Raw genomic sequence first — 22,541 nt, 5'->3', positions numbered from 1 at the left:
CCGCCCACTCATAGATGGAGCGATCACATGAGAATCAACAAGGCCGCGCGGCTGCTCGCCGCCGCGGTGGTCGGTGTCGCGCTCGCCGGCGCCGGCCTGGCCGGTCCCGCCGTGGCCGAGGACGATCCCGAGGACGGCATCGACGTGTCGGTGACGATCGAGCCGGGCACCACCACCGGCCAGGTGTCCATGACCGTCGCCGACAACGGCGGGGTGGCCCTGCAGGAGAGCGACTCCGACGCCGCCGCCCGCCAGTTCGTCGGCACCCTGCCGACGGTCACGGTGACCGACACCCGCGATCCCGGGGAGATCCCCGACGGTGACTTCTGGGCGGTCGTGGGCCAGGCCGGCGAGTTCACCGCGACGGACAGCTCCGCGCCGCCCATCGGCCCGCAGTACCTGGGCTGGCGGCCGCGGCTGCTGAGCGACACCTCGACCGGCGCGGTCGCGGCCGGCGAGCCCGTCTCCAGCGTCATCTCCGACGGATCGGGAGCGCCCACCGTCGGCCTGCAGGGCCAGGAGCTGCTGGTGTCCACGGCGAACTCCGCCGACGAGATCGGCACCTGGGAGGTGAACGCCGACCTGGCGCTGCGCACGCCCACCGACGTCGCCGCCGGCGAGTACCACTCGACGCTGACGCTCTCCCTGTTCAACCAGTCCTGAGCCATTTTCCGGGGCGCGGGACGCCATCGCCGCCCGGGACCCCGCGGGGTTCCGGGCGGCCACGACGACGAGACTGGAGACCTCCTCTGTTGACCATCAGCCGTGCGCGGGGCGTCCTCGCCCGCCTCGCCGTCCTCGCCGTCCTGCCGGCCGCCGTCCTGGTGGGGCCGGCGGCCCCGTCGCACGCCGACACCACCTGGTCGGTCGTGCCGGCCAACGCGGGCGGGCCCGACGGCCGCAGCGTCATCGACCTCGAACTCCCCGGCGGCGGGCAGGTGGTCGAGCACGTCGCGGTCATCAACCGCTCCACCGAGCCGGTCGAGTTCGGGATCGACGCCAACGACGGCTACCTGACCTCCAAGGGCTACTTCGACATGCGGCCGTCGGACGTCGCGCCGGTGGACGGCGGCTCGTGGATCACGGTGCCCGAGAAGGTGACCGTCGCCGCCGGTGCCACCTCCGTCGTGCCGGTGACGGTGTCGATCCCCGGCAACGCGACGCCGGGCGACCATCCCGCCGGAGTGACCGCGTCCCTGGAGACGGTCTCCGGGCAGGTACGGGTCCAGAACCGGGTGGGCGTCCGCCTGAACATCCGGGTCACCGGCGACTACGTCGCCAAGGTGGCCGTCAGCGGGGTGCGGGCGGAGTACACGGGCTCGTGGAATCCCTTCGTCCCTGGGACGGTCGAGGTGACGTACACGGTGGCCAACGGCGGAAACATCCGGCTCGTCAGTGACAACCGGGTGGTGTCGTCCACGCTGTTCACCGAGAACTCCTGGAGCGACCCGTCCGCGGCCAGGGCCAGGGAGCTCATGCCGGGCGGCAGCCGTACGTACGTCGCGCGGGTGGCGGGGGCCTGGCCGCTGGGGCCGGTCCGTACGACGGTCGTGGCGGTCCCCTCCCTCGCCGGTGCGGCGGCGCCGGGCGTCGCCGTGCGGCAGGAGGCGGTCGCCACCACGGTCTGGGCGCTGCCGTGGCCGCAGCTCGGCCTCGTCGTCCTGCTCGTCCTCGCCTTCTTCGCCCTCCGGCTGAACGCCGCGCGGCGCCGCAGGCGCATCGAAGAACTGATCAGGCTCGCCCGTGAGGGCAGGCCGCAGGAGACGTGAGTCCCGTCACCCGCCCTCAGCGGTGGCGGCCGTCAACCGGCCCGGGCGCCGGCATCGAATCGCAAGGGAGCAATGTTCCGTGAAGAAGGCATCGGCCTACATCCTGACCGTCCTGCTGTCCTGGGCCGGGCTGGTGCTCGGCGCACCGGCCGCCCACGCGCACGGCGGGCCGATCAAGCTGGAGGTGACGGGTGACGGGGCCGACAACGTCAACGTGCTCGTGACGTACAAGAAGGACGGCCATCCCGTCACCGAGATCGTCGCGGCGACGCTGACCGCCACCTCGTCCGACGGCCGTGCCTTCGGCCCGGTCCCGCTCCGGTCGGCCGGCGAGGGCCAGAACCTCTACCGCTCCGCCGAGCCACTGCCCAGCGGCGAGTGGCGGGTGACGGTGCGGGCGACCGAGCCGGCCAAGGCGAAGAAGACGGTGAAGGTGAAGGCCGGCGTGGTCGCCGCGCCGGTGGCGGCGACGGCCGCACCGGGCCCCACCGCCGCTCCCGCGCCGGGCGCGACGACCGCTCCCGCACCGGGTACGACGGCCGCCCCCGCTCCTGGCCAGGCGTCCGCACCCGCCCACCTGCACGAGGCCGCGGCGGGCGCGGCGGGTAGAACGGACGGGGACGGCGCGATGGGGAGCGTGCTGCGGATCGGCGTCATCGCCCTCGCGGCGCTCGCCGCCCTCGCGGCCTGGCTCGTCCTGGCCCACCGGCACCGGCGGACCCGCCCCTGAGCACAGGCCCCGTCGTTCGTGTCAGCGAACGCGGTCGTAGACCAGCGTGAGCTCGCCCAGCTCGCCCCGCCTGCGGGCAGCAGCGGCTCCAGCCGCTCCCACTCGGCATTCGTTAAGTCACCTCGACCCATACGCCAATCGTGACCTCATCGCAGGGGTAAGGCTGGCACTACCAAGAACCAGGGTGCCGCCAGCAATGCCGCTCTTTGCGGCTGTATCTAGGGTTTCGGCATGACCTTTTCTCGCGCCATAGTGACCACCGGGCTCGCCCTGGGCTGCCTTGCCACCGCGTTCCCCGCCGAAGCCTCAGGAGCACAAAGCGTGGCACGCGGCGCCGTGGTCTCTTCGACCCTCGTGGAGAAGCTGGACAAGGGCCAGGTCGCCGAGCGGCTCAAGACGGCCGGCATCGACGCGGCGCAGGTGAAGTACGGGGTCAGCGCCTATCGCGTCGTCTATCGCACCATCGACACCAAGGGCCGGTCCACCACCGCCAGCCAGTTGGTCGCCCTGCCTGACAACACCCGGCGCAACCTGCGGGTCGTCTCCTGGTTGCACGGCACCACCGTCTACCGGGGTGATGTGGCCTCGGTGAACGAGAAATCCACCGACCGCGCCGCGGCGCTGCTGTTCGCGGGGGCCGGACATGCGGTATCCGCCCCTGACTATCTCGGCCTGGGCACAGGGCCCGGCCACCACACCTACGGAGACCCGCGGACCACAGTCTCCGCCCCGGTGGACGCCCTGCGTGCGACCCGCGCCTTCACCAGCAGGAACAAGCGCCGGCTCGACGCGCGCGTGCTGGTCAGCGGCTTCTCACAGGGCGGTCCCGCGACCATGATGGTGGGGCGCTTCCTGCAACAGGGTCAGGACCCGTACTTCCGGCTGGGCGGCCTCGCTCCGATCGCCGGCCCGTTTGACCTCAGTTCTTTCGAGGCCGCCGCGGCAAACGACAAGATTCGGATGTCCTCGCTCTACCTGGCCTACTTCGTGATCTCGGCGGACCGCTACACCGACGTCTACCGCACGCCGGGCGAGGTCTTCCGTGCCCCGTACGACGAGCAGGCGGAGAAGCTCTTCGACGGCAACCACCAGGCCGCGGAGATCGCCCAGGCGTTGCCGCCGACGTCCGAGAAGTTGTTCACCGCGCAGTTCCTGGACAAGGTGCGCAAGCCGACCGGCAAACTGAAAGAACTGCTGACCGCGCTCGACTCCACCTGCAACTGGAAGCCGGACGTTCCGGTGCGCCTGCATCACGCCAAGGGCGACACAGACGTCGCGTACGACAACGCGCTGTACTGCCAGCGTCAACTGCGTTCCCATGGCGCCACGCAGACCCTCACCGACGCGGGCAGCGTGGATCATAACCAGACCGTCCGTAAGGCGCTGCCGCTGGTGGTCGCCGGCTTCACGGGGAGCCGGGCTTGATCCGTCCGGTCTCAGCGATGTCCTCAGGAACAACTCCAGGGATCAATCGAGGCCGGTACATCCGGATGACTCGGAATTGCACCTTGAAATGAAGGCAAAAGCGATGATCGCGTGCTCTATCGGGCTTGTGGCGGTATTGACCGGCTGCGGCACCAGCGACCCGCTGGATGAGGACACCGTGTCGTACGACGTCACCGACAAGGTGGCGGCGTTGCACGTCGAAGCCGACAACGCCGGGACCGTCGAAGTGGTCGAGTCCCATCGTCGGAGCATCCACGTGACGGAGCGGCTGAGCCGGCGCAAGGACAAGCCGAAGACCAGCCACAAGGTGCAAGGAGACACGCTGGAACTGGCGTTCGCCTGTCCCACCACCTGGGGGTGGGGCGCCTTGGGCGCGACCTGCGACGTGCACTACCAGATCGAGGCGCCCAAGGGACTCCGCATCAAGGTGAGCTCCGACGCGGGAAACGTGACACTGAAGAACCTGTCGGGCGAGTTGGAAGCCACCACCGACTCCGGGGCGATCGAGGCCACCGAGCTGACAGGCGAGAAGGTCGCCACGAAGACCGACTCGGGCGATATGAACCTGGCCTTCGCCGGGCGACCCGACCAGGTCACCACCACCACGGATTCGGGCAAGACCGTGATCCAGGTGCCTCAGGGGTCGTACAACATCGTGGCCAAGACGGACTCCGGCCACAAGAACATCAAGGCCGCGAGCGCCCCCTCGGCCCAGCGCACGATCGCGCTGTCCAGCGACTCCGGGGACCTGGAGGTCAGGACACCCTGATAGGCGCCTCTTGGCGACAGCCGCCATTCGCTGGCTGAGCTGGATATATGCGGTGGCCAGGCGGGCGCGGCGATGGAACCACCTGGCGCGTGCTTGATGGCGGCGTCGCCAGGCTGACCAGTGAGCAACGTGTTCCAGGGTCGGTGTGTGGCCGTGGCGGCGGATGGTGCTCATCGCACCCGCGGTGTCCCACCGAGCCCGGTTCAGCAGGCGCTGAGTGGCGTCCGGACGGCGGTCGCCGAGCAGCTCGGCGATCGTCCAGTCGTTGCGTCTGGGCAGATCGGACATGACGGCTCGGACGTACTCGGCGGCCTGCAGCCGTGGTTCGATCCGGGTGAACATCGGTGCCAGTGCGGCCATGAGGTCGTCGAGGTTCCGTTGCACACGCCTGGCCTCTACGATGAGGCAGCAGCCGCTTTGGATCTTGTTCTCGTCACACAGACATGATCACGAGCGGCTGCTCTCGTTGTGCGGGCCCGCCGCGGTATACGTCAGTCCATCAGCTCGGTGATGGTGAAGGGCAGCGACCGCAGGCGTTTGCCGGTCGCGTGATGGATCGCGTTGCCGATGGCGGCGGCAACCCCGACCAGGCCGATCTCACCGATCCCCTTGACGCCCACCGCGTTGTCCGAGTCCGGCACGCCGACGAAGACGACATCCAGGTCCGGAACATCGGCATTCACCGGGACCAGATAGTCGGCCAGGGTCGCGTTGGAGATGCGTCCCGACCCCGCGTCGGTGATGATCTCCTCGAACAACGCCTGTCCGATGCCACCGACCACACCGCCGATGATCTGACTCCGAGCCAGCTTCTCGTTCAGCACCTGGCCCGCGTCGACGGCGGACACCATCCGCTGCACCCGCAGACGGCCGAGCTGAGGATCGACCCGGACCTCCACGAAATGGGCGGCGAAAGCGCCGGCCGGGGCGATCGTATGCGTGGCTTCCACCAGCCGCCGGCCGGCGCGTCCCATGCGGGAGACCGCGAAGGACCCGAGAAGCGCGCCGATCTCAGCACGCGAAGGCGCGCTGCTGCCCTCAACGGTGAGTTCGGAGCGGCCGCTCCGGGCAAGGATCGCGACGTAGGTCTCGCCGCGCGATGCGTCGTCCTCGCGGTGGATGCGACCGCCGGCCACGGCCACGTCGCGGGCGGAGCAACCGTGCAGGGGCGACGCGGGGTCCGCGCTCGCCGAGGCGAGCAGGGCTTCGATCGCGTTCACCGTGGCGTCGTGCACGGCATTGCTGAGCGCCGTCGCCAGACCTGATCCTCCGGCCTGCGGCGCACGGGGCAGGCCGGTGTCGCCGAGTTCGAACCGGATGTTCGCGGGATCCAGTCCGAGACCATCTGCCGCGACCTGGGTGATCACCGTGTAGGTGCCCTGACCGATGTCGGTGGCACCGCTGCGTACGAGCACGGTCCCGTCGTCGCGTACGGTGAGCGATGCCTGGCACTTCGCCTGGAAGTGGCTGTAGGTCACGCCGGCCATGCCGTACCCGACGAGCCACTGGCCGTCACGCATGGATCGCGGCTGCGGCGTTCGTCCGGCCCAGCCGAAGAGCTCGGCACCCTGCCGGTAGCACTCGTCGAGTGCCTTGCTCGACCACGCCAGGCCGGTCTGCGGATGTACTTTCGCGTAGTTACGCATCCGCAGCTCGACCGGGTCCATCCCGATCGCGCAGGCGACCTCGTCCAGAGCCGTCTCCAACGCGAAGTTGCCCTCGGCCTCGCCCGGACCCCGCATGTGCGCCGGGGACGGGATGTCGAGCCGCACCTGGCGGTCGCGGCCTCGCACGTTGTCGCACCGATAGGTGGCCGGGGTGGTCAGGGTGACGGGGTACAGCACGTTGGCGACCTTGGCGGCGGTCGATGTCGCCTCGTGGTCGATCGCGGTGATGGTGCCATCGCGGCGCGCCCCGACGCGCATCCGCTGGATCGTCGCCGGACGGTGACCGATGCCCGTGAACATCTGCGGGCGGGTCAGGACCGTCTTGACCGGTCGGCCCACGGCGCGGGCGGCCATCGCGGTGAGGATCACGTGCTGCCACAGCCGTAGACCCGCGCCGAACCCGCCGCCGACGTACGGCGCCAGAACCTGGACCTTGTCCTTGGAGATGGAGAACACCTTGGCCAGACTGTCCCTGATCAGGTAGGGGTTCTGCGTCGAGTCGTGAACGATGAGGTGCTCACCGTCCCAGCGGGCGACCGTGCTGAAGAGCCCGAGCGGATTGTGAGCGTTCGCCTGGGTGGTGAACATCGCGTCGATCACGACGTCGGCCGCCGCCAGCGCGGACTCGGCGTCACCGCGCTTGGCGTCGAGGAAGTACGGGTTCGTCCGGCTTTTGAGCGCCGGGGCGTCCAGACTCAGAGAAGCGCCGGCGGCTTCGTGATCGACCCGGATCAAGGCCGCCGCCGCCGTCGCCTGCTGATGAGTCTCGGCGACGATCATGGCGACGTACTGCCCGTAGTGATGCACGGAGCCGTCCTGCAAGGGCACCGGAGGCGGCGGGGTGAGCAGATTCCAGGACGGCTTCTTCATGCGCGGCACATTGTGGTGGGTGAAGACCGCGACGACGCCCGGAGCGGCCTCCGCCTGCGCGGTCTCGATCGAGGTGATGGTGCCGACCGCGAAAGTGCTGCGGACGAGTGCCGCGTGCAGGAGCCCGTCAGCGGTGACGTCCATCGTGTACGTGGCCGCGCCGGTGACCTTCGCCGGTCCGTCGACGCGATCCAGGCCGAGGCCGATGACCCGGGACTCGGGCGTCATGATGTCCCTCCGGAAACGGTGTTCAGCGCTCGCTCGATCGTGCGCCGGGCCAGTTCGACCTTGAAGGCCGTACCGGGCACGGTGAAGGTGTCGCGGATCGCGGCCGCCGCAGCGGCCCGGAACATCCCTGTGCCGGGACGTGCGCCGTGGAGAAGCTTCTCGGCGGCGTGTGCCCGCCAGGGGATGGTGCCGACACCGCCCAGCCCCAGCCGGGCGTCATGGATGATGCCGTCGTGGATCTCCAGAACCGCGGCCACCGAGACGAGCGCGAATTCGTAGGATGCCCGGTCGCGGATTTTCAGGTATCCCGAGGCGGTTCCGGCCGCCGGTAACGGAATCTCGACCCCGGTGACGAGCTGCCCGTGTTCCAGGACGTTCTCCCGCTCAGGGGAATCGCCGGGAACGCGGTAGAACTCGGTCAGAGGCACCCGCCGAGTGCCCGTCGTGCCCTGAAGGTGGACGACAGCGTCGAGAGCGACCAGGGCGACGGCCAGATCCGAAGCGTGCAGGGCGATACAGGTTTCGCCGGCGCCCAGGATGGCGTGCATCCGAGCCGACTCGACGACGGCGGCACAACCGGTGCCGGGGCTGCGTTTGTTGCACGCCCCTACCGTCGGATCGCGGAAGTACCGGCACCGGGTACGCTGCAGCAGATTCCCGCCGATGGTGGCCATGTTGCGTAACTGCGGCGACGCACCCGCCAGCAGCGCCTCGCGCAGGACGGGCGCGCGCTCGGCCAGCACCGGCTCGGCGGCGAGTTCCTCCATCGTCGTCAGAGCGCCGACGGTGACGGTGCGGTTCGTGTGGATCACCTCCCGCAGTGGCAGCCGGGTGACGTCGACGACGCGCCGCGGGCGCAGAACCCCGTCCTTCATGAGGTCAATCAGCGTCGTGCCGCCGGCGAGGTAGGCGGCGTCGGGGTCGCCGGTCACGAGTTCGATGGCTTGCTCGACCCCTTCGGACCGGACGAATTCGAATTCACGCATCGTGATCTCGCCTGCCGGCGACGTCGCGGATCGCGGCGACGATGTTCGGATACGCTCCGCACCGGCAGAGGTTGCCGCTCATGAACTCGCGAATCTCGTCATCCGAGCCTGCCCGGCCCTCGTCCAGCAACGCCACCGCGGACATGATCTGACCGGAGGTGCAGAATCCGCATTGAAAGGCGTCGCGCCGGATGAACGCGGCCTGGACCGGATGCAGGTCGTCGCCGGCCAGAGCCTCGATGGTGGTGACCTGCCGGCCGTCACACTGTGCCGCCAGAGTCAGGCACGACAGGACCCGGCGTCCTTCCAGCAGTACCGTGCAGGCGCCGCACGCGCCTTGGTCACATCCCTTCTTCGTCCCGGTCAAGCCGATGACGTCACGCAAGGCATCGAGCAACGTCAGCCGGGCGTCGCACTCCAGATTCCGTTCGATGCCGTTGACCTGGACCGCCGTACGAACCAGCGGCGGGTCGAAACTCATAAGCGTCGGAGGCATGGGCACAGACGCTAAGGCCCTGGAGTGAACAAACTCTTGATCGTGCCGGCAGCCCGGTAACATCGGACCCGCGTACGTCGTGTACGAGCACACGTAGGTCCGGGGGCGATGGGATGGTCGATGGGCTCCTGCGCCTGGAGATTCTCGGCCCGCTCCGGATATGGCGCGACGGCGTCGAGCTCGATCCTGGCCCCGGTCAGCAGGCCTTCCTTCTGGCCCTGCTCCTCGCTCGCGTAGGACGGCCGGTCAGCACGTCCGAGCTGATCGATCTGATCTGGGGCGACGAGGCTCCTGCCAGCGCGCTCAACGTCATCCACAAGTACGTCGGCGCCCTGCGCCGCCTGCTCGAACCCGGGCTACCCGCACGTGCCGAGGGCAGTTTCCTGCACCGCCGCGGAGACAGCTACCTGATCACCGCGAACGCGGAGACCCTCGATCTGGTCGCCTTCCGCGACCTCGTCTCCCGGGCGAAATCCGAGCATGACGAGAGGGCGCTCGACCTTCTCACCGAAGCGCTCGGTCGCTGGCACGGTCCGGCGGGCAGCGCCTTCGCTCACTGGACAGCCGCGGAGCCTGCCTTCGCCGCCCTCGACGCGGAGTTCTTCGCCGTGTGCGTGACAGCGACCACCCTGGCCATGACTCTGGGGCAACCGGCGAAGGTCCTGCCTCCGCTGCAGCTGGCCGCCTCGATGGCGCCATTGAACGAGCCCGTGCAGGCGAGTCTGGTCTCCGCGCTCAGCGCTGCGGGGAACCAGGCGGAAGCCCTGGCCGTCGTCGCCGCGGTCCGCGCCCGCCTCGCCGACGACCTCGGTGTCGACCCCGGCCCGGCGATGCGGGCGGCCCATCATCAGGCGCTGACGCGGAACGCGATGCCGGTCACCACTACCTGTGGAGCCGAAGCCTGGGCGAGCACGAGCGGTGGCCTGGTCGGCCGCGCCAAGGAGCTCGGGGCGCTCACGCTGGCCGTACGCCGGGCCGACACCGGCGGCAGCGGGATCGGCGTCGTCGAGGGCGAGCCCGGCGCAGGCAAGACCCGCCTGCTGCAGGAGGTGACCGCCGAGGCGGAAGGGCGTGGCGCGCTCGCCGTCTGGGGTCGCTGCTTCGACGGGGACGGCACACCCTCGTTGTGGCCCTGGACGCAGGCGATCGGCGCCGTTGTCGAGAGCCTGCCCGCCGCCGTGCGGCAGAGGTTGACCGCGGGCGAACTCGGCCGGCTCGTCGGGCCGCACGATGCCCCGGCCGCCGCGCCGGTCCTGCCGAACGCCGGTCTCCAGTTCCGGCTGTTCGAACAGGTCGTGACCGTCATCGGCGAGGCCGCCGCACGACGTCCCCTGCTGCTCGTGCTCGACGACCTGCAATGGGCCGACGCCGCGTCCCTCCGGCTGTTCACCCACGTCGCGGCCCGGTTGCCGGCCAGGACCGTGATTCTCGGAGCGGCCCGCGACCGCGCGCCCGTCACCGGTACCGAGCTGTCGCGTGCGCTCGCCGCGGCCGGCCGCGTACCTGGCCACTGGCGCATCCGGCTCGGCCTGCTCGATCCGATCGAGGCAGCCGAGCTCGTCCGGCACGAGACCGGGCAGAACCCCGCGCCCGCGGTGGTCCGCGGCATCCACGCGCGTGCGGCGGGCAACCCGTTCTACATCCGTGAGCTGTCCCGGATGCTCGCCGGCGGCGGTGCGCTGACCGGCGGGCTCACTGGCGGGTTCACTGATGGGGCCGCCGCTCACCCGGCGGTGCCCGAGACCGTGAACGACGTCGTTCTCGACCGGATGTCCGGACTCGGCACCGACGCCCGCGACCTGCTCCGGACCGCGGCTCTCATCGGCCGGAACGTCGACCTCGATCTTCTGACCCGAGCCGCGGGGCTCGACGTGCAAGGCTGCCTCGAACTCCTGGCGCCGGTCGAGGCGCTCGGCATGATCGAGTCCGCGCCGGATGATCCGTTCTCCGTGAGTTTCGCCCACGATCTCGTCCGCGAGTCCGTCGCAGGGAAGACGCCGCCCGCTCAGACCGGCCGGCTGCACCTGCGCATCGCGGAGGCGCTGGAGGGCACCGGCCCGGTCGGCGAACTCGACGCCGAACGCCTCGCGTTTCACCTGTGGGAGGCCGGCCCGCTGGCCGACCCCGCACGCACCGCACGTGCGCTGGTCCGCGCCGGCGCCCGAGCGGCGTTCAAGTCCGCGTTCGAGGCCGCCGAGAGGCATCTGCTGTCGGCCGTCCGGGTCGCGCGTGCGGCGGGGCTGGCCGACTTGGAGCTGTCCGCGTTGTCGTCGGTCGCCACGGTCTTCTGGCGGCAGTCGATGTTCCAGGATCCGTTCCACCCCATGATGGAACGCGCTGAGAACCTGGCTCGTGGTCTCGGCCGGGAAGGGGACGCCGCCGACTTCCTCTTCATGCGTATGGTCGAGGCCTACAGCGCGGTCCGGCCGGACCGCGCCGAACTGGCCCGCCGGCTGCATGAGCAGGGCACCGCCTCGCTCGACCCGATAGTCAAGGCGTACGGCTCGCAGGCCCGGGGCCAGCACCAATGGGAGGCCGGCGACATCGGCGAAGCCGTACGGCAGCTCAACGACGGCAACCGGATCATGTGGAGCGTCCCCGTCACCGGGGACAGCCCCCTCCGGACCGATCTGCGTCCGTTCGGGCCGCTGCTCGCGGCGGTGGTGGCCACGATCTCCGACGACCTGGGTGCGGCCCATGCCCTGCTCGACGGGGTGCGGGCGGCCGCCGGGGACGACCCGTACTCGATCGCCGTCTGGGCGCACTTCGCGGGCATGGCCGCGGCGATGGCCGGCGATCCGGGCTGGGCACTGGCCGCGGCGCAGCCCTGGATCGCCGCGGACCCTGAGCACCTGCACTCCAACATCGACCCGTACCTGCGCATCACCACCTGCTGGGCACGAGCCCTGACCGGCGACGATCCCGCGGGCGCCGCGGCCGAGGCCGATCGGATCCTGACCACGACCCTCGCCGACCCGCCACGGTTCGGACTGGCATTCCACGTGGGGCTCATCGCCGACATGTTGTTGTCGGCCCGGATGCCGGACGAGGCGGCAGCCGCCCTCGACCGCGCCGACCGGTATCTCGCTGATCACGGCCAGCGCTACGCGGAGGGCCTGCTCCTCCTGCTGCGGGCGCGGCAGTTGTGGGCGCACGGCGAGCCGGCCCCGGTCGTCCGCGAGATCGGTGCGAGGGCGGTGGCACTGTCCGGCGAACGAGGGGCGCATCTGTTCGCGCGGCGTGCCGGGAAGTTCCTCGCCGAGATCGCCCACACCACGAATCCACTGAAGAGGAAGTCGCCGCACGTAGGTTGCTGACGCCAGAAAGATGATCTTTGGAGGTCGTGTCAGTGACCAGTGAGACCCTCCGCCCAGGACGCGCTGCTCGGCCGCGTCAGCGCGATCCTCGAACGGAAGCAGCCCGGCGTGGACTCCGCTCGTGTCCCTCCCGTTCGATGACTTCGACGAGGCCATCACGCTGGCCAACGACACCGAGTACGGACTCGCCATCTACGAATAGACCCAGGTCAAGACCATGAGCCTCGACCTCGGCCCCTTCTGAACGGGGCTGTCAGTCCTTCTCCACAACCCCGCACTATGTTCGTGCCATGAACGAGCTGAATGTCCTTGAGGGCTGGAGTTTCCCCGTCCACGCGAGCCGGGGCGGGGACGCCCGCGGCCGGTCCATCGCGGACCAGGCCGAGCGGATGGTCGAGTGGCTGAACAAGGTGGTCGGGGAGTTCAAGATCCCCACTCTGTACGTCGTGGGCGCCGACGACTGGGCTGCCGTGGCGGCGTTCCCCCTGTACGGAATGCCGCACGCGGAACCGGATCGCATCGTCGTCGGGCAGGAGCCGGCGCCCTTCTGGAACGTGGTGCTCGACTCGGTCGCGCCGGTCCTCTCCGACCACGACCGGGCCGAGCTGCGTCGCGTCTACGGCGCCCCGGTGACGCTCGGCGGCTTCGCGGACCTGCTGGTGTCCCACGAGATCGGGCACTACCTGCACCCGTGGGGCGAGCCGGCGAATCCGACGACCTTCTGGCTCCGGGAGATGCTCGCCAACCTCGCGCTGCAGGGGTACGTCAGTGAGGTCGAGCCCGAACGCGAGGAGGCGCTGCTCACCGTCGTCCGGATCGTCTGGGGCGGGTCCCGGCAGTGGCCGCTGTACGAACTGGAGGACATGTTCCGGGCGCCCGAGCTGGACGGGAGCAACTACGTCTGGTTCGAGTTCGGGCTTCAGATGCTCACCAAGCGGCTGTGGGCGAACGCGGGGGCCACCGCGCTGCGACGTCTGATCGACCTGCTGAACGGACCGCCGCTGACCCATGACGAGGCGATCGACGCGATCCACGCGATCGACCCCGGTGTCGCCGCGGACCTGCGGCGGTGGCCGCGCTTCCCCGCGCTCTGAACCGGTGGCGCGGACGCCGGATCAGCGGTGCCTGGCCTTACGGCCGAGCCGGAGAGCGGAGACCAGGAAGAAGACGCCGCCGAGAAGGGCGTAGACGGCCAGGTTGGTCAGCGACGCGCCGTCACCACCGGCCCGCAGCACGAAGGACGCACCGGCGAGCATGGAAATCGTGCCGCTGATGATCATCGGCCACTGTCCGTTCAGACGGCGGCGGCCGATGCCGACGATGAGCTGGACGAGCCCCGACACGACGGCCCAGGCGCCCCACACCCGCAGGACCGCCGGGATGCCGGAGGTGACGGCGAAGACCAGGCCGACGCCGGCGAGCGTGCTGACGGCGATGTTCACGTACAGGACGGCGGGCGAACCGGTCGCCCTGGACGACCGGGCGTCGACGACGGCGGCGGCCACATCGAACAGGGGGTAGATCACGAGCAGCGTGGAACTGACCGGGCCGAGATCCGACGCGGTCAGGAACAGCAGGACCGCCCAGACGAGGGCGAATCCGAAGCGCGCGAGGTAGAGGCGCCTCAGCACAGGGCCGAGGCCGGGCGCGGCCGAAGTGTCAACGGCGTTCAAGGGGTTCCCTTCATCAGGACTGGAAGTCGGGGCGCTGGAGACGCAGGCGTAGCACCGTGCCGGCGAGCGCGAACAGCCGCTTCCAGGTCGGGTCGATCGTGTAGCGGGCGAAGCGGGCGGACAGGTCGAGCCAGCCCTGCTTACGGTCGTTGATCAGATGACCCGGTGAGGTGAACCCGCTGACGACGATGGACTTGTCGACGTTCTCGTAGCCCAGGACGTTGCCGAAATTGCCGTGACCGGAGACGAGTTCCTGCCCTTCCTCGTTGCCGCCCCAGGTCAGATAGGGGTTCGTCCAGACCGTCGGTGGCATCGTGTTGACGCCGACCGCGCCGTAGCGCAGTTGCGTGACCGCGCGGTCGACGGTCGGGGCGTGGGCCTTCCTGGTGTCCTCGTCGACCAGGACGGTCACGGCGAGAGTGCCGAGCAGGGTTTCGTTGCAGAAGGCGACCGCGGCGGGCGTGAACGTCTCGGCGTCGGGCGCCACGTCGAGCGCGACCTCGGACATGACCTGGCAGAACGCCTCGTGGTGGACGGCGAACCCGTCCTGGTCCACGTCTTCGATCACCAGGACCCGCGATGCGGGCGCGTGGTCCCGCGACTCGATGATCCGCGCGTCCGGGTAGGCTTCCTGGAAGGTGGCGAAGGTCTTGTCCACCCCGGGGTAGTAGGTGGTGGTCGCCGGAGTCTGGTCCCGCAGGGCGAGCGTGACGGCGTCGAGGAACTCACGCCGCTGCGGCCAGTGCCGGCTGGTCACCAGAGTCTGAACGCGCCCGCAGACGGAACCGCCGTTGATCTTGACCATGGTGGCGATCTGGAGTGCCTGGTGACGGATCTCGCTCGCGGTCCACCTGCGGTCGCCCGGGACGATGATGCACGGGTTGTTGCCGCCGCATTCGGAGACCAGCTCCGTGTCGGTCGCAGCCATGATCGCCTTGGCCGAGGGCGCCCCGCCGGTGAAGTAGATCTTCGTCAGGCGAGGGTCGCGGGTCAGCGCGGGCCCCTCCTCGACCTCACAGAAGGCCAGCGCGTGCGCGTCGACGAGGGGCTGGAGGACCTTCTCCCAGACCAGATCGGCGCCGACGTTGAGGGGATGGGGTTTGTGGACGACGGCACAGCTGTCCACGAAGAGGGCGTTGATCATCTCAAGTGAGGACGCGAAGTTGCCCGCGCCGAGCACGGCGACGATGCCGCCGGGCCTCTGGTAGGGGTCGGTTCTGCGCGGTTCACCGATGACGCGCAGGATGTCCGCCCGGTCCCCGTTGAGCAGACGGTCCCTGCCCCGAGGCCCGACCCGGATGTCGAAGCGGCCGTCGCCGGCCGGACGCACCGCGAGCGGCTGGAGCGGCCGCCCCTTGACCAGGCCCTCGTACAGGGCGATGGCGGCCGACACGTTGGCGGCCACCGGTACCACGGTGGCCTGAACGCTCGTGCCCACCTGGTGAGCGTTGGCCGCCACGCTGCGGTCGATGCCCTTCGCCTCGCAGTCGGCGCTCACCAGCTCGTCGAAATACCGGTCGATGCCGCGCCGGATCTGCTTGAGCAGATTCAGCCGAACTGTGGCCGGAGTGGCTTTCCACCGGCCGGGGTCCACCCAATCGACGGCTTCTGCGGCTTTCATTTTCTCCCCTTCGATCCATCGCTCTTCAACGGCATCAACCTAGGGAGCACCAGTGGAGGAACTATGAACGGATCGTGGATCTGTTCTCACTTCCGCTGAGCTGCCCTTACGACCAGGAGCAGGTCGTACGGGAATCGCGGACGCCGGGAAAGTCCTCGATGCGGCGGGCGCCGTCGCGCAGTTCCGCGAGCAGGGTGGCCGGCGACAGGCGCGGGCGGGCGATGAGCCGCGCGGCGAGAACCGCGAGGGCCAGCGGCAACCGGCCGCACAGCTCGATGATCTCGTCCATGATCTCCGGATCGGCGGACTCGGCTCCGGCCCCGTCCGGCAGGTCGGCCAGGCGGCGGGCGAGCAGCGCTCGGGCCGACGACAGGTCGGGCACGTCGACCCGCACCAGGTGAGCGCCGTCGAACGCGGCCAGCGCGGTGAGCGGCCGGCGACTGGTGATCAGGACCAGGCTGCCGGCCGAGTTGGGCAGCAGCGGCCGGACCTGTTCCGAGTCGCGAACGTTGTCCAGCAGGATGAGGAACCGCCGGCCGGCGGTCAGGCTGCGGTAGGTGCCGATCCGCGCGTCGCAGGTGTCCGGGATGTTCGACGCGGGAACGCCCAGCGCGTACAGCAGCGAAGACAGCGCGTCGCGGGCCAGGAGGCCCGCCTCCCGGTCCTGATCTCCCTGAAGGTCGAGATAGAGCTGCCCGTCGGCGAACTCGGCGGCGACCAGGTGCGCGAGACGCGTCGCCAGCGTCGACTTGCCGACGCCACCCATACCGTCCAGCGCCACCACCAGCGGGCTGCTCCGCCGCTCGTCGCGCATACCCGCGACCAGGCCGCGCAGGCCGTCCAGTTCGGCCTCGCGGCCTGCGAACAACGGCAGATCCGGCGGCAGCTGAGCCGGGCGCACCAGCGGAACGGCTGCTGTTCTTCCCGCCTCCAGCAGCGGCGGATTCTCCCCCGCGGATGCCACCGTCTGGTTCAGCACCCGCCGATGGGCCTCCTGGAGATCGTGGCCCGGGTCGATGCCCAAGTCCTCGGCCAGGCGGTGCCGGATCGTCCGATACACCGCCAGCGCTTCGGCCTGGTGCCCGGCCGCGGCCAGAGCGGTCATCAGGCTCGCGTGCACGGGCTCGTTGAGCGGCCCCATCTTCATCGCGAGCCGCAGCGGCGCGAGCACGGGGGAGGGCCGGCGAACACGGGTGGCGATCTCCGCGGCGGCCGCGGCCGCCTCGTAGAACTCGCCGTCGACGGTCGCGAAGGTCGCCATGGCGGCGGCGCTTTCCGACAGGCCCTCGCCCGCGTGGCCGTGGCAGAGCCGAAGGGCGTCGGCGTAACGGTCGAGCGCCTGCTCCACATCGCCCGCGGCGGCGCTCGCCCGCCCGGCGGCGACGCGCTGACGGAACGCGATCAGGTCGAGGGTCTCCGAGCCGGCCAGGAAACGGTAGCCGTTGCCCTGCCGGACGAGGTAACTGCCCGTGGCCCTGGCACGCAGGCCCGGTTCGAGCAGCCGGCGCAGAGCGCCTACGTACTTGTGGATGACATTGACCGCGCTGGACGGCGCCTTCGGACCCCAGATGAGATCGATCAGGTCGGTCATGGCGATCGGCCGGCCCCCACGGGCCAGGAGCAGGGCCAGCAGGCATCGTTGCTGACGTGGACCCGCGTCGAGTTCGGTGTCCCCGCGCCAGACCCGCAGCGGGCCCATCACCTGAAGGCGCAGCGTCTGAGGGCCGCCCGGCCCCGGATCGCCGTCGGTCACCAATCGTCCTTCTCTCCTCGATGCCAGACCTCCGGCAACCGTAATGAGATGAACTTGAAGAAGTGTGGACGATCACTGAACCGGCACGCCCGGCCGGCAGGCTCCGGCCGGGCGTGGGCACCTCGCTGGGATCAGGCGGTTTCGGTGATCGGGCGGTCCACCCACGACATCATGGCGCGCAGCTCCTTTCCGGTCACCTCGATCGGGTGGGCGGCCCCCTCCTCGCGGTACTTGGCCAGCGCCGGCCCGCCGGCGTCGTCGTCGGCGATGAGCAGCTTGGTGAAGGCGCCTGACTGGATCTCCGAGAGGATCTTCTTCATCTCCTCCTTGACCCGGCCGTCGATCACGCGCGGGCCGCTGACGTAGTCGCCGAACTCGGCGGTGTCCGAGATGCTGTAGCGCATCCGGGAGATGCCGCCCTCGTACATCAGGTCCACGATCAGCTTGAGCTCGTGCAGGCACTCGAAGTACGCGATCTCCGGGGTGTACCCGGCCTCGGTGAGCACCTCGAACCCGGTCTGCACCAGCGCGGACACGCCGCCGGCCAGCACCGCCTGCTCACCGAAGAGATCGGTCTCGGTCTCCTCGGCGAACGACGTCCGGATGGCGCCGGCGCGCGTGCCGCCGATCGCCTTCGCGTACGACAGCGCGAGCGCCAGGCCCTCGCCGGTCGGGTCCTGCTCCACGGCCACCAGACACGGCACGCCCTTGCCGTCCACGTACTGGCGGCGGACCAGGTGACCGGGACCTTTCGGCGCCACCATCGCCACGGTCACGCCGGCCGGCGGCCTGATCAGCTCGAACCTGATGTTCAGCCCGTGCCCGAAGAACAGCGCCTTGCCGGCGGTCAGGTTCGGGGCGATCGACTCGGTGTAGATCGTGCGCTGAGCGGTGTCCGGCGCCAGCACCATGATCACGTCGGCCCACGCCGACGCCTCGGCCGGCGTCCGCACTCTCAGGCCTTGTTCCTCGGCCTTGGCCCGGCTCTTGGAGCCCTCCTTCAGGCCGACCACCACCTCGACGCTGGAGTCGCGCAGCGACAGCGCGTGCGCGTGGCCCTGGCTGCCGTACCCGATCACCGCGACCTTGTGCCCCTGGATGATGGACAGGTCGGCGTCGTCGTCGTAGAAAGCTTGCGCGGACATGGGTTCCTCTCGATCTTTTTCTCGGTTGACTTGCCTACGCGCCGAAGGCGAAGAGGCGATAGTGGGAAACGGTCTCGAATCCGATCCGCCGGTACACCGGCCTGCCCTCGCTGCTTGACTGCAAGGTGGCGATGCGTCTGCCGGAGTTCCGGGCGATCCGCAGCGCGTCGAGGGTCAGGGCGGTGGCGATGCCACGCCGGCGGAGATCGGGGGTGGTGGCGATGCAGTAGAGAGCGGCGACGTCGGTACCGAGCGACAGCGTGCAGGTGCCGACGATGCGGCCGTCGATGACCGCGGCCCGGCGGATCACGTCGAGGCCCCCGAATCCGAGCTCGCGCTCTGTGACCAGATCGAGGTCGGTCGCGATGCCCATCGGTGCGGCGAACGTGGCGACGTACTCGGCCATCTCCGCGGCCTCGGTGACCGTGCGGAACCTCAGATCGCTGCCCGGCGCTTCGTCCATCGCGGTGCCATGAAGGTCCAGCGCCATGATCGGCAGGGTCATGATCTGATCGGCGCCCCGCGCCATGAGCCCCTCCGCGGTGCCCTCGGCGCTGTCCGCGCCGACCCACCAGGCCCACACCGAACCGTCAAGCCGCTGCCGCGCTTCGCTCACCGCGTCGTCGAGCGGCACGTCGCGGACCCGTAGGACCCCGTTCATCAGAAGATGCGCGATACCCGTGCGGTAGATCGGCAGGCCGGCACTGGGGTCGTCGGCATTCCCCGCACCCGCCAGGCCGGTCCAGTACCGGCGATTCGCTGCGAGCTGTGGCTGCAGGTCGCGGATGGAGAGTGACTTCGGCATGGTCGCGACGCTAACGGTGCGTAGTTGAGACTTTCTTCCTTCCGCCTGAACCCGGTTTTGGCATCCCGGATCCGGCCTGCGTACCCTGCCTACGAGCAACATTGAATGCGGAGATCTGTCCGGGGGGCGGCAGGTGGCTGGTGAGTCTCTGCGGCTGGAGATACTCGGCCCGCCGAGGATCTGGCGCGACGGCGTCGAACGGGATCCCGGTCCCCGCCAGCAGGCCTACCTCCTCGCGGTTCTCCTCGCCCGCGCGGGACAGCCGGTCAGCACCGCCGACCTGATCGATCTGATCTGGGAGGACGACGTTCCGGCCTCCGCCATCAACCTCATCCACAAGTACATGGGCGCCCTCCGGCGCGTACTCGAACCCGGGCTTCCCGCTCGCGACACCGGCGCCTACCTCCACCGGCGCGGGAACAGCTACCTGTGCACCGCCGGCCCCGGCACGCTCGACCTCATCGCCTTCCGCGAACTCGTCGCCACGGCCAGGACCGAGCGACCCGAGGAAGCTCTGGGCCACTACGTCGCGGCACTCGGCCACTGGAACGGCCCGGCGGGCAGCGGGCTTTCCCATCGCACCGCCGGGATACCGATCTTCGCGGCGCTCGACGCGGAGGTCTTCGACGTATGCGTGACCGCCGCCGGGCTGGCGGTCGAGCTGGGCAGGCCGGAACGCGTGCTCCCCGCGCTCCAGCTGGCCGCGTCGATCGCACCGCTGCACGAACCCGTGCAGGCGAGCCTTGTCACCGCTCTCGACGCCGCCGGGCACCGGGCCGAGGCGCTGGCGGTCTTCCGTACGGTCCGCACCCGCCTCGACGAGGAACTCGGCATCGCACCTGGCCAGGCGCTCCAGGCCGCGTACGCGCAGGTGCTCAAGCAGACCGTCGCACTCCCCGGCGGGGCGAGCCGTGATGAACCGCCCACGACCGGCGGGCTGGTCGGCCGGGCCGACGAACTCGCGACGCTCCGGCGAACGCTCGGACCGGCGCTCGCCGGCGGCAGCGGGATCGGCGTCGTCGAGGGCGAGCCGGGCGTGGGCAAGACCCGCCTGCTGGAGGAGATCGCCGCCGAGGCGGACCGGCGGGGAGCGCTCGTCGTCTGGGGCCGCTGCCTGGACGGCGACGGGACACCGTCGATGTGGCCATGGGTGCAGGTGATCGGCGCACTCCTCGACAATCTGGCCGCCCCCGAGCGGGCGAAGTGGCACGCCGGTGAGCTCGGACGGCTCGTCGAGGCGCCGGACGACGCGGACGCCGTACCGATGATCCCGGACAGCGGCTCCAGGTTCCGGCTGTTCGAGCAGGTCGTCACCGTCATCAGCGAGTCCTCCGCGCGGCGGCCCGTACTCCTGGTCCTCGACGACCTCCAGTGGGCGGACATCGCCTCGCTCCAGCTGTTCAGCCACGTGGCGGCCAGGTTGCCCGCCGGCACCGCGGTCATCGGAGCACTCCGTGATCGCGCCCCCGCCCCCGGCTCCGAGCTGTCGCGCGCGCTCGCCGCGGTCAGCCGGGTGTCCGGCCACCGTCGCGTGCGGCTCGGCCCGCTCGGCCCGGACGAGGCGATCGAACTCATCCGGCTGGAGACCGGACTGAATCCGGATCCCGACGCCGCCCGCGGCATCCATGCCCGCACCGCCGGCAACCCGTTCTTCATCCGGGAGCTGTCCCGGCAGCTCGCCGGCGACGGCGCCCTCACCGATGCCACCGGCGCGGTTCCGGCCACCGTACGCGACATCGTGATCGACCGGATGTCCGGCCTCGACGCCGATGCCCGGGATCTGCTCAGGACCGCCGCCCTCATGGGACGGGACATCGACCTCGGCCTCCTGGCCCGCGCGGCCCACCTCACGGCCGAGAGCTGTCTCGAACGCCTCGAGTCGGTGGCGGCCCTCGGCATGATCGAGTCGACGCCGGAGAATCCTTACTCCTTGCGCTTCACGCACGACCTGGTCCGCGAGTCGGTCGTCGGTACGACATCCACTCCTCGTACCAGCCAGTTGCATCTGCGGATCTCGGACGCCCTGGAGATCGCCGCGGCCGGTGGCGAGTCCACCGCCGAGCGTCTGGCGCACCATCTGTGGGCGGCCGGACCGCTGGCCGACCCGGCCCGCACCGCCACCGCCCTGGTACGCGCGGGCCGCAGCGCGGCAGGGAAATCCGCGCTCGAAGCCGCCGAACGGCATCTGCTGTCAGCCGCACAGGTGGCACGGACGGCGGGTCTCGCCGAACTGGAGCTCTCCGCCCTGTCGCAACTCACCGCCGTCCTCGGGATGCGATCGATGTACGGATTCTCATCGTTCGCCCAGCTGGAGCGGGCCGAGCGCCTGGCCCGCGAACTCGGCCGCGAGGTCGAGGCGGCGAGTTTTCTCTACTCCCGGTGGGCCGCTCATGCCCAGGCCATCGAGCTCGACCGCAGCGGCCCGCTGGCGCGCCGGTTGCTGGACGCGGGCGAGGCGTCCGCCGACCCGTTCGTGTCGACCAGCGGTCTGCAGGCCTGGGGTATCTACCAGTGGCACCTGGGCGACATCGGGGAGGCGTACCGGTACCTCAGCCGATCCAAGGACGTCCTCCTCGACCTCGCGCAACGTGACGAGGATCCGGTCCGGCACGATCTCCTGCTCATCATGATCGGATTGCTCGCGGAGGTCACCGCGCTGCACGGTGACCTCGGCGCGGCGCGCGAGATGCTCGGCATGCTCGACAGATCGACCGGCGACGACCCCTATGTGCGCACGATCTGGGCCACCTTCGCCGCACGGACCGCGTCGCTGACGGGTGACCCGGTCGAGGCGCTGCGCGTGACGGAGCTGGGGATCGCCGCGGATCCCGGACTGTCCTTCGCCTACCTCGGCACCTACCAGCGGCTGGCACGATGCTGGGCGCTGACCATGACCGGTGACGACCCCGCCGGGGCCACAGCGCAGGCCGAGCGGATCATCGCCAAGGACCTCCTCGACCCACCGCGTTCATGCGTCGCCACCTGGTTCGGGCTGCTGGGCGAGATGCGGCTGATGAGCGGGGACACGGTCGGGGCCGCTGCCGCCCTCGACCGCGCGGACTTCTGCCTGGACGCCTACGGTCAGCGCTATCCGGAAGGATTGGTCCTCCTGCAACGGGCGCGGCTGCTTCAGGCCCGCGGCGAACCGGAGGCCGCCGTTCGGCGCGCGGGAGAACAGGCGCGCGAGCTTTCGATCGCGCGTGGAGCCCACCTGTTCGCCCGCCGCGCCGAGACGTTCCTGGCCGGCCTCGGCTGACAGCGGGGGA

At 70.1% G+C, this 22,541-nt stretch carries 16 protein-coding genes and 1 pseudogene; 8 read left to right on the top strand and 9 right to left on the bottom strand.

Going from position 1 to position 22,541, the window contains the following annotated elements:
- Nucleotides 1-27 precede the first annotated feature (27 nt).
- The 5 genes from OIE67_RS30270 (at nt 28) to OIE67_RS30250 (ending at nt 4,714) form a co-directional block, all read left to right on the top strand.
- Entirely contained in the window at nt 28-663 is a 636-nt protein-coding gene (locus OIE67_RS30270; RefSeq protein ID WP_326626798.1) for a hypothetical protein, read from the top strand.
- A gap of 89 nt (nt 664-752) precedes the next feature.
- On the top strand, nt 753-1,769 hold the full coding sequence (locus OIE67_RS30265) for a COG1470 family protein (RefSeq protein ID WP_326626796.1): 1,017 nt from the start codon (nt 753-755) through the stop codon (nt 1,767-1,769).
- Nucleotides 1,770-1,848: 79 nt separating this feature from the next.
- Entirely contained in the window at nt 1,849-2,499 is a 651-nt protein-coding gene (locus OIE67_RS30260) for a hypothetical protein (RefSeq protein ID WP_326626794.1), read from the top strand.
- A gap of 231 nt (nt 2,500-2,730) precedes the next feature.
- Complete coding sequence (locus tag OIE67_RS30255; RefSeq protein WP_326626792.1) at nt 2,731-3,924, top strand: lipase family protein; 1,194 nt, start codon at nt 2,731-2,733, stop codon at nt 3,922-3,924.
- A 127-nt stretch (nt 3,925-4,051) separates the two neighbouring features.
- Nucleotides 4,052-4,714 carry a DUF4097 family beta strand repeat-containing protein gene (locus OIE67_RS30250; protein ID WP_326626790.1) on the top strand — a complete coding sequence of 221 codons (663 nt, stop codon included), beginning with the start codon at nt 4,052-4,054 and terminating at the stop codon, nt 4,712-4,714.
- Between the two features lie 156 nt (nt 4,715-4,870).
- Here OIE67_RS30250 and OIE67_RS55790 read toward each other — a convergent pair.
- From OIE67_RS55790 to OIE67_RS30235, 4 genes and pseudogenes are all read right to left on the bottom strand, one after another.
- Nucleotides 4,871-5,056 (bottom strand): annotated as a pseudogene (locus OIE67_RS55790) (IS701 family transposase); the annotation flags it as partial.
- 149 nt (nt 5,057-5,205) lie between these two features.
- A complete protein-coding gene (locus OIE67_RS30245; protein ID WP_326626789.1) occupies nt 5,206-7,479 on the bottom strand; it encodes a xanthine dehydrogenase family protein molybdopterin-binding subunit in 2,274 nt (757 codons plus the stop codon).
- Nucleotides 7,476-8,465: an FAD binding domain-containing protein gene (locus OIE67_RS30240; protein ID WP_326626787.1), complete on the bottom strand. Its 990-nt coding sequence runs from the start codon at nt 8,463-8,465 to the stop codon at nt 7,476-7,478. The genes OIE67_RS30245 and OIE67_RS30240 overlap by 4 nt, the downstream gene beginning before the upstream one ends.
- Nucleotides 8,458-8,961, bottom strand: a complete 504-nt coding sequence (locus OIE67_RS30235; protein ID WP_326626785.1) for a (2Fe-2S)-binding protein — start codon at nt 8,959-8,961, stop codon at nt 8,458-8,460. The genes OIE67_RS30240 and OIE67_RS30235 overlap by 8 nt, the downstream gene beginning before the upstream one ends.
- Nucleotides 8,962-9,074: 113 nt before the next feature.
- On the opposite strand from OIE67_RS30235, the gene OIE67_RS30230 reads away from it, so the two are divergent.
- Nucleotides 9,075-12,278 (top strand): ATP-binding protein, encoded by a 3,204-nt coding sequence (locus OIE67_RS30230; protein WP_326626784.1) that lies wholly within the window; start codon nt 9,075-9,077, stop codon nt 12,276-12,278.
- 290 nt (nt 12,279-12,568) lie between these two features.
- Complete coding sequence (locus OIE67_RS30225) at nt 12,569-13,372, top strand: hypothetical protein (protein ID WP_326626782.1); 804 nt, start codon at nt 12,569-12,571, stop codon at nt 13,370-13,372.
- Nucleotides 13,373-13,393: 21 nt separating this feature from the next.
- On the opposite strand, the gene OIE67_RS30220 is transcribed toward OIE67_RS30225, so the two are convergent.
- The 5 genes from OIE67_RS30220 to OIE67_RS30200 all read right to left on the bottom strand — a co-directional run bounded on the left by OIE67_RS30220 (nt 13,394) and on the right by OIE67_RS30200 (nt 19,275).
- Complete coding sequence (locus OIE67_RS30220) at nt 13,394-13,951, bottom strand: DUF308 domain-containing protein (protein WP_326626780.1); 558 nt, start codon at nt 13,949-13,951, stop codon at nt 13,394-13,396.
- 13 nt (nt 13,952-13,964) lie between these two features.
- Complete coding sequence (locus tag OIE67_RS30215; RefSeq protein WP_326626778.1) at nt 13,965-15,572, bottom strand: aldehyde dehydrogenase family protein; 1,608 nt, start codon at nt 15,570-15,572, stop codon at nt 13,965-13,967.
- Nucleotides 15,573-15,678: 106 nt separating this feature from the next.
- Complete coding sequence (locus OIE67_RS30210; RefSeq protein ID WP_326626776.1) at nt 15,679-17,325, bottom strand: AfsR/SARP family transcriptional regulator; 1,647 nt, start codon at nt 17,323-17,325, stop codon at nt 15,679-15,681.
- Nucleotides 17,326-17,456: 131 nt separating this feature from the next.
- The gene (ilvC, locus tag OIE67_RS30205; RefSeq protein ID WP_326626774.1) at nt 17,457-18,470 is read right to left on the bottom strand and encodes a ketol-acid reductoisomerase; all 1,014 of its coding nucleotides are present in this window, start codon (nt 18,468-18,470) and stop codon (nt 17,457-17,459) included.
- 34 nt (nt 18,471-18,504) lie between these two features.
- On the bottom strand, nt 18,505-19,275 hold the full coding sequence (locus tag OIE67_RS30200) for a GNAT family N-acetyltransferase (RefSeq protein ID WP_326626772.1): 771 nt from the start codon (nt 19,273-19,275) through the stop codon (nt 18,505-18,507).
- 133 nt (nt 19,276-19,408) lie between these two features.
- Between OIE67_RS30200 and OIE67_RS30195 the strand changes: the two genes are divergently transcribed.
- Complete coding sequence (locus tag OIE67_RS30195; protein ID WP_326626770.1) at nt 19,409-22,531, top strand: ATP-binding protein; 3,123 nt, start codon at nt 19,409-19,411, stop codon at nt 22,529-22,531.
- Nucleotides 22,532-22,541 lie beyond the last annotated feature (10 nt).

Origin of the sequence: Nonomuraea fuscirosea (assembly GCF_035917475.1) — a bacterium.
Classification (GTDB): domain Bacteria; phylum Actinomycetota; class Actinomycetes; order Streptosporangiales; family Streptosporangiaceae; genus Nonomuraea; species Nonomuraea fuscirosea.
This window is presented reverse-complemented; position numbering and strand designations above follow the sequence as displayed.

Coding starts and splice junctions, on each gene's coding strand:
- OIE67_RS30270 (WP_326626798.1), top strand. CDS start 28: ATGAGAATCAACAAGGCCGCGCGGCTGCTCGCCGCCGCGGTGGTCGGT.
- OIE67_RS30235 (WP_326626785.1), bottom strand. CDS start 8,961: ATGCCTCCGACGCTTATGAGTTTCGACCCGCCGCTGGTTCGTACGGCG.
- OIE67_RS30255 (WP_326626792.1), top strand. CDS start 2,731: ATGACCTTTTCTCGCGCCATAGTGACCACCGGGCTCGCCCTGGGCTGC.
- OIE67_RS30200 (WP_326626772.1), bottom strand. CDS start 19,275: ATGCCGAAGTCACTCTCCATCCGCGACCTGCAGCCACAGCTCGCAGCG.
- OIE67_RS30225 (WP_326626782.1), top strand. CDS start 12,569: ATGAACGAGCTGAATGTCCTTGAGGGCTGGAGTTTCCCCGTCCACGCG.
- OIE67_RS30215 (WP_326626778.1), bottom strand. CDS start 15,572: ATGAAAGCCGCAGAAGCCGTCGATTGGGTGGACCCCGGCCGGTGGAAA.
- OIE67_RS30240 (WP_326626787.1), bottom strand. CDS start 8,465: ATGCGTGAATTCGAATTCGTCCGGTCCGAAGGGGTCGAGCAAGCCATC.
- ilvC (WP_326626774.1), bottom strand. CDS start 18,470: ATGTCCGCGCAAGCTTTCTACGACGACGACGCCGACCTGTCCATCATC.
- OIE67_RS30230 (WP_326626784.1), top strand. CDS start 9,075: ATGGTCGATGGGCTCCTGCGCCTGGAGATTCTCGGCCCGCTCCGGATA.
- OIE67_RS30245 (WP_326626789.1), bottom strand. CDS start 7,479: ATGACGCCCGAGTCCCGGGTCATCGGCCTCGGCCTGGATCGCGTCGAC.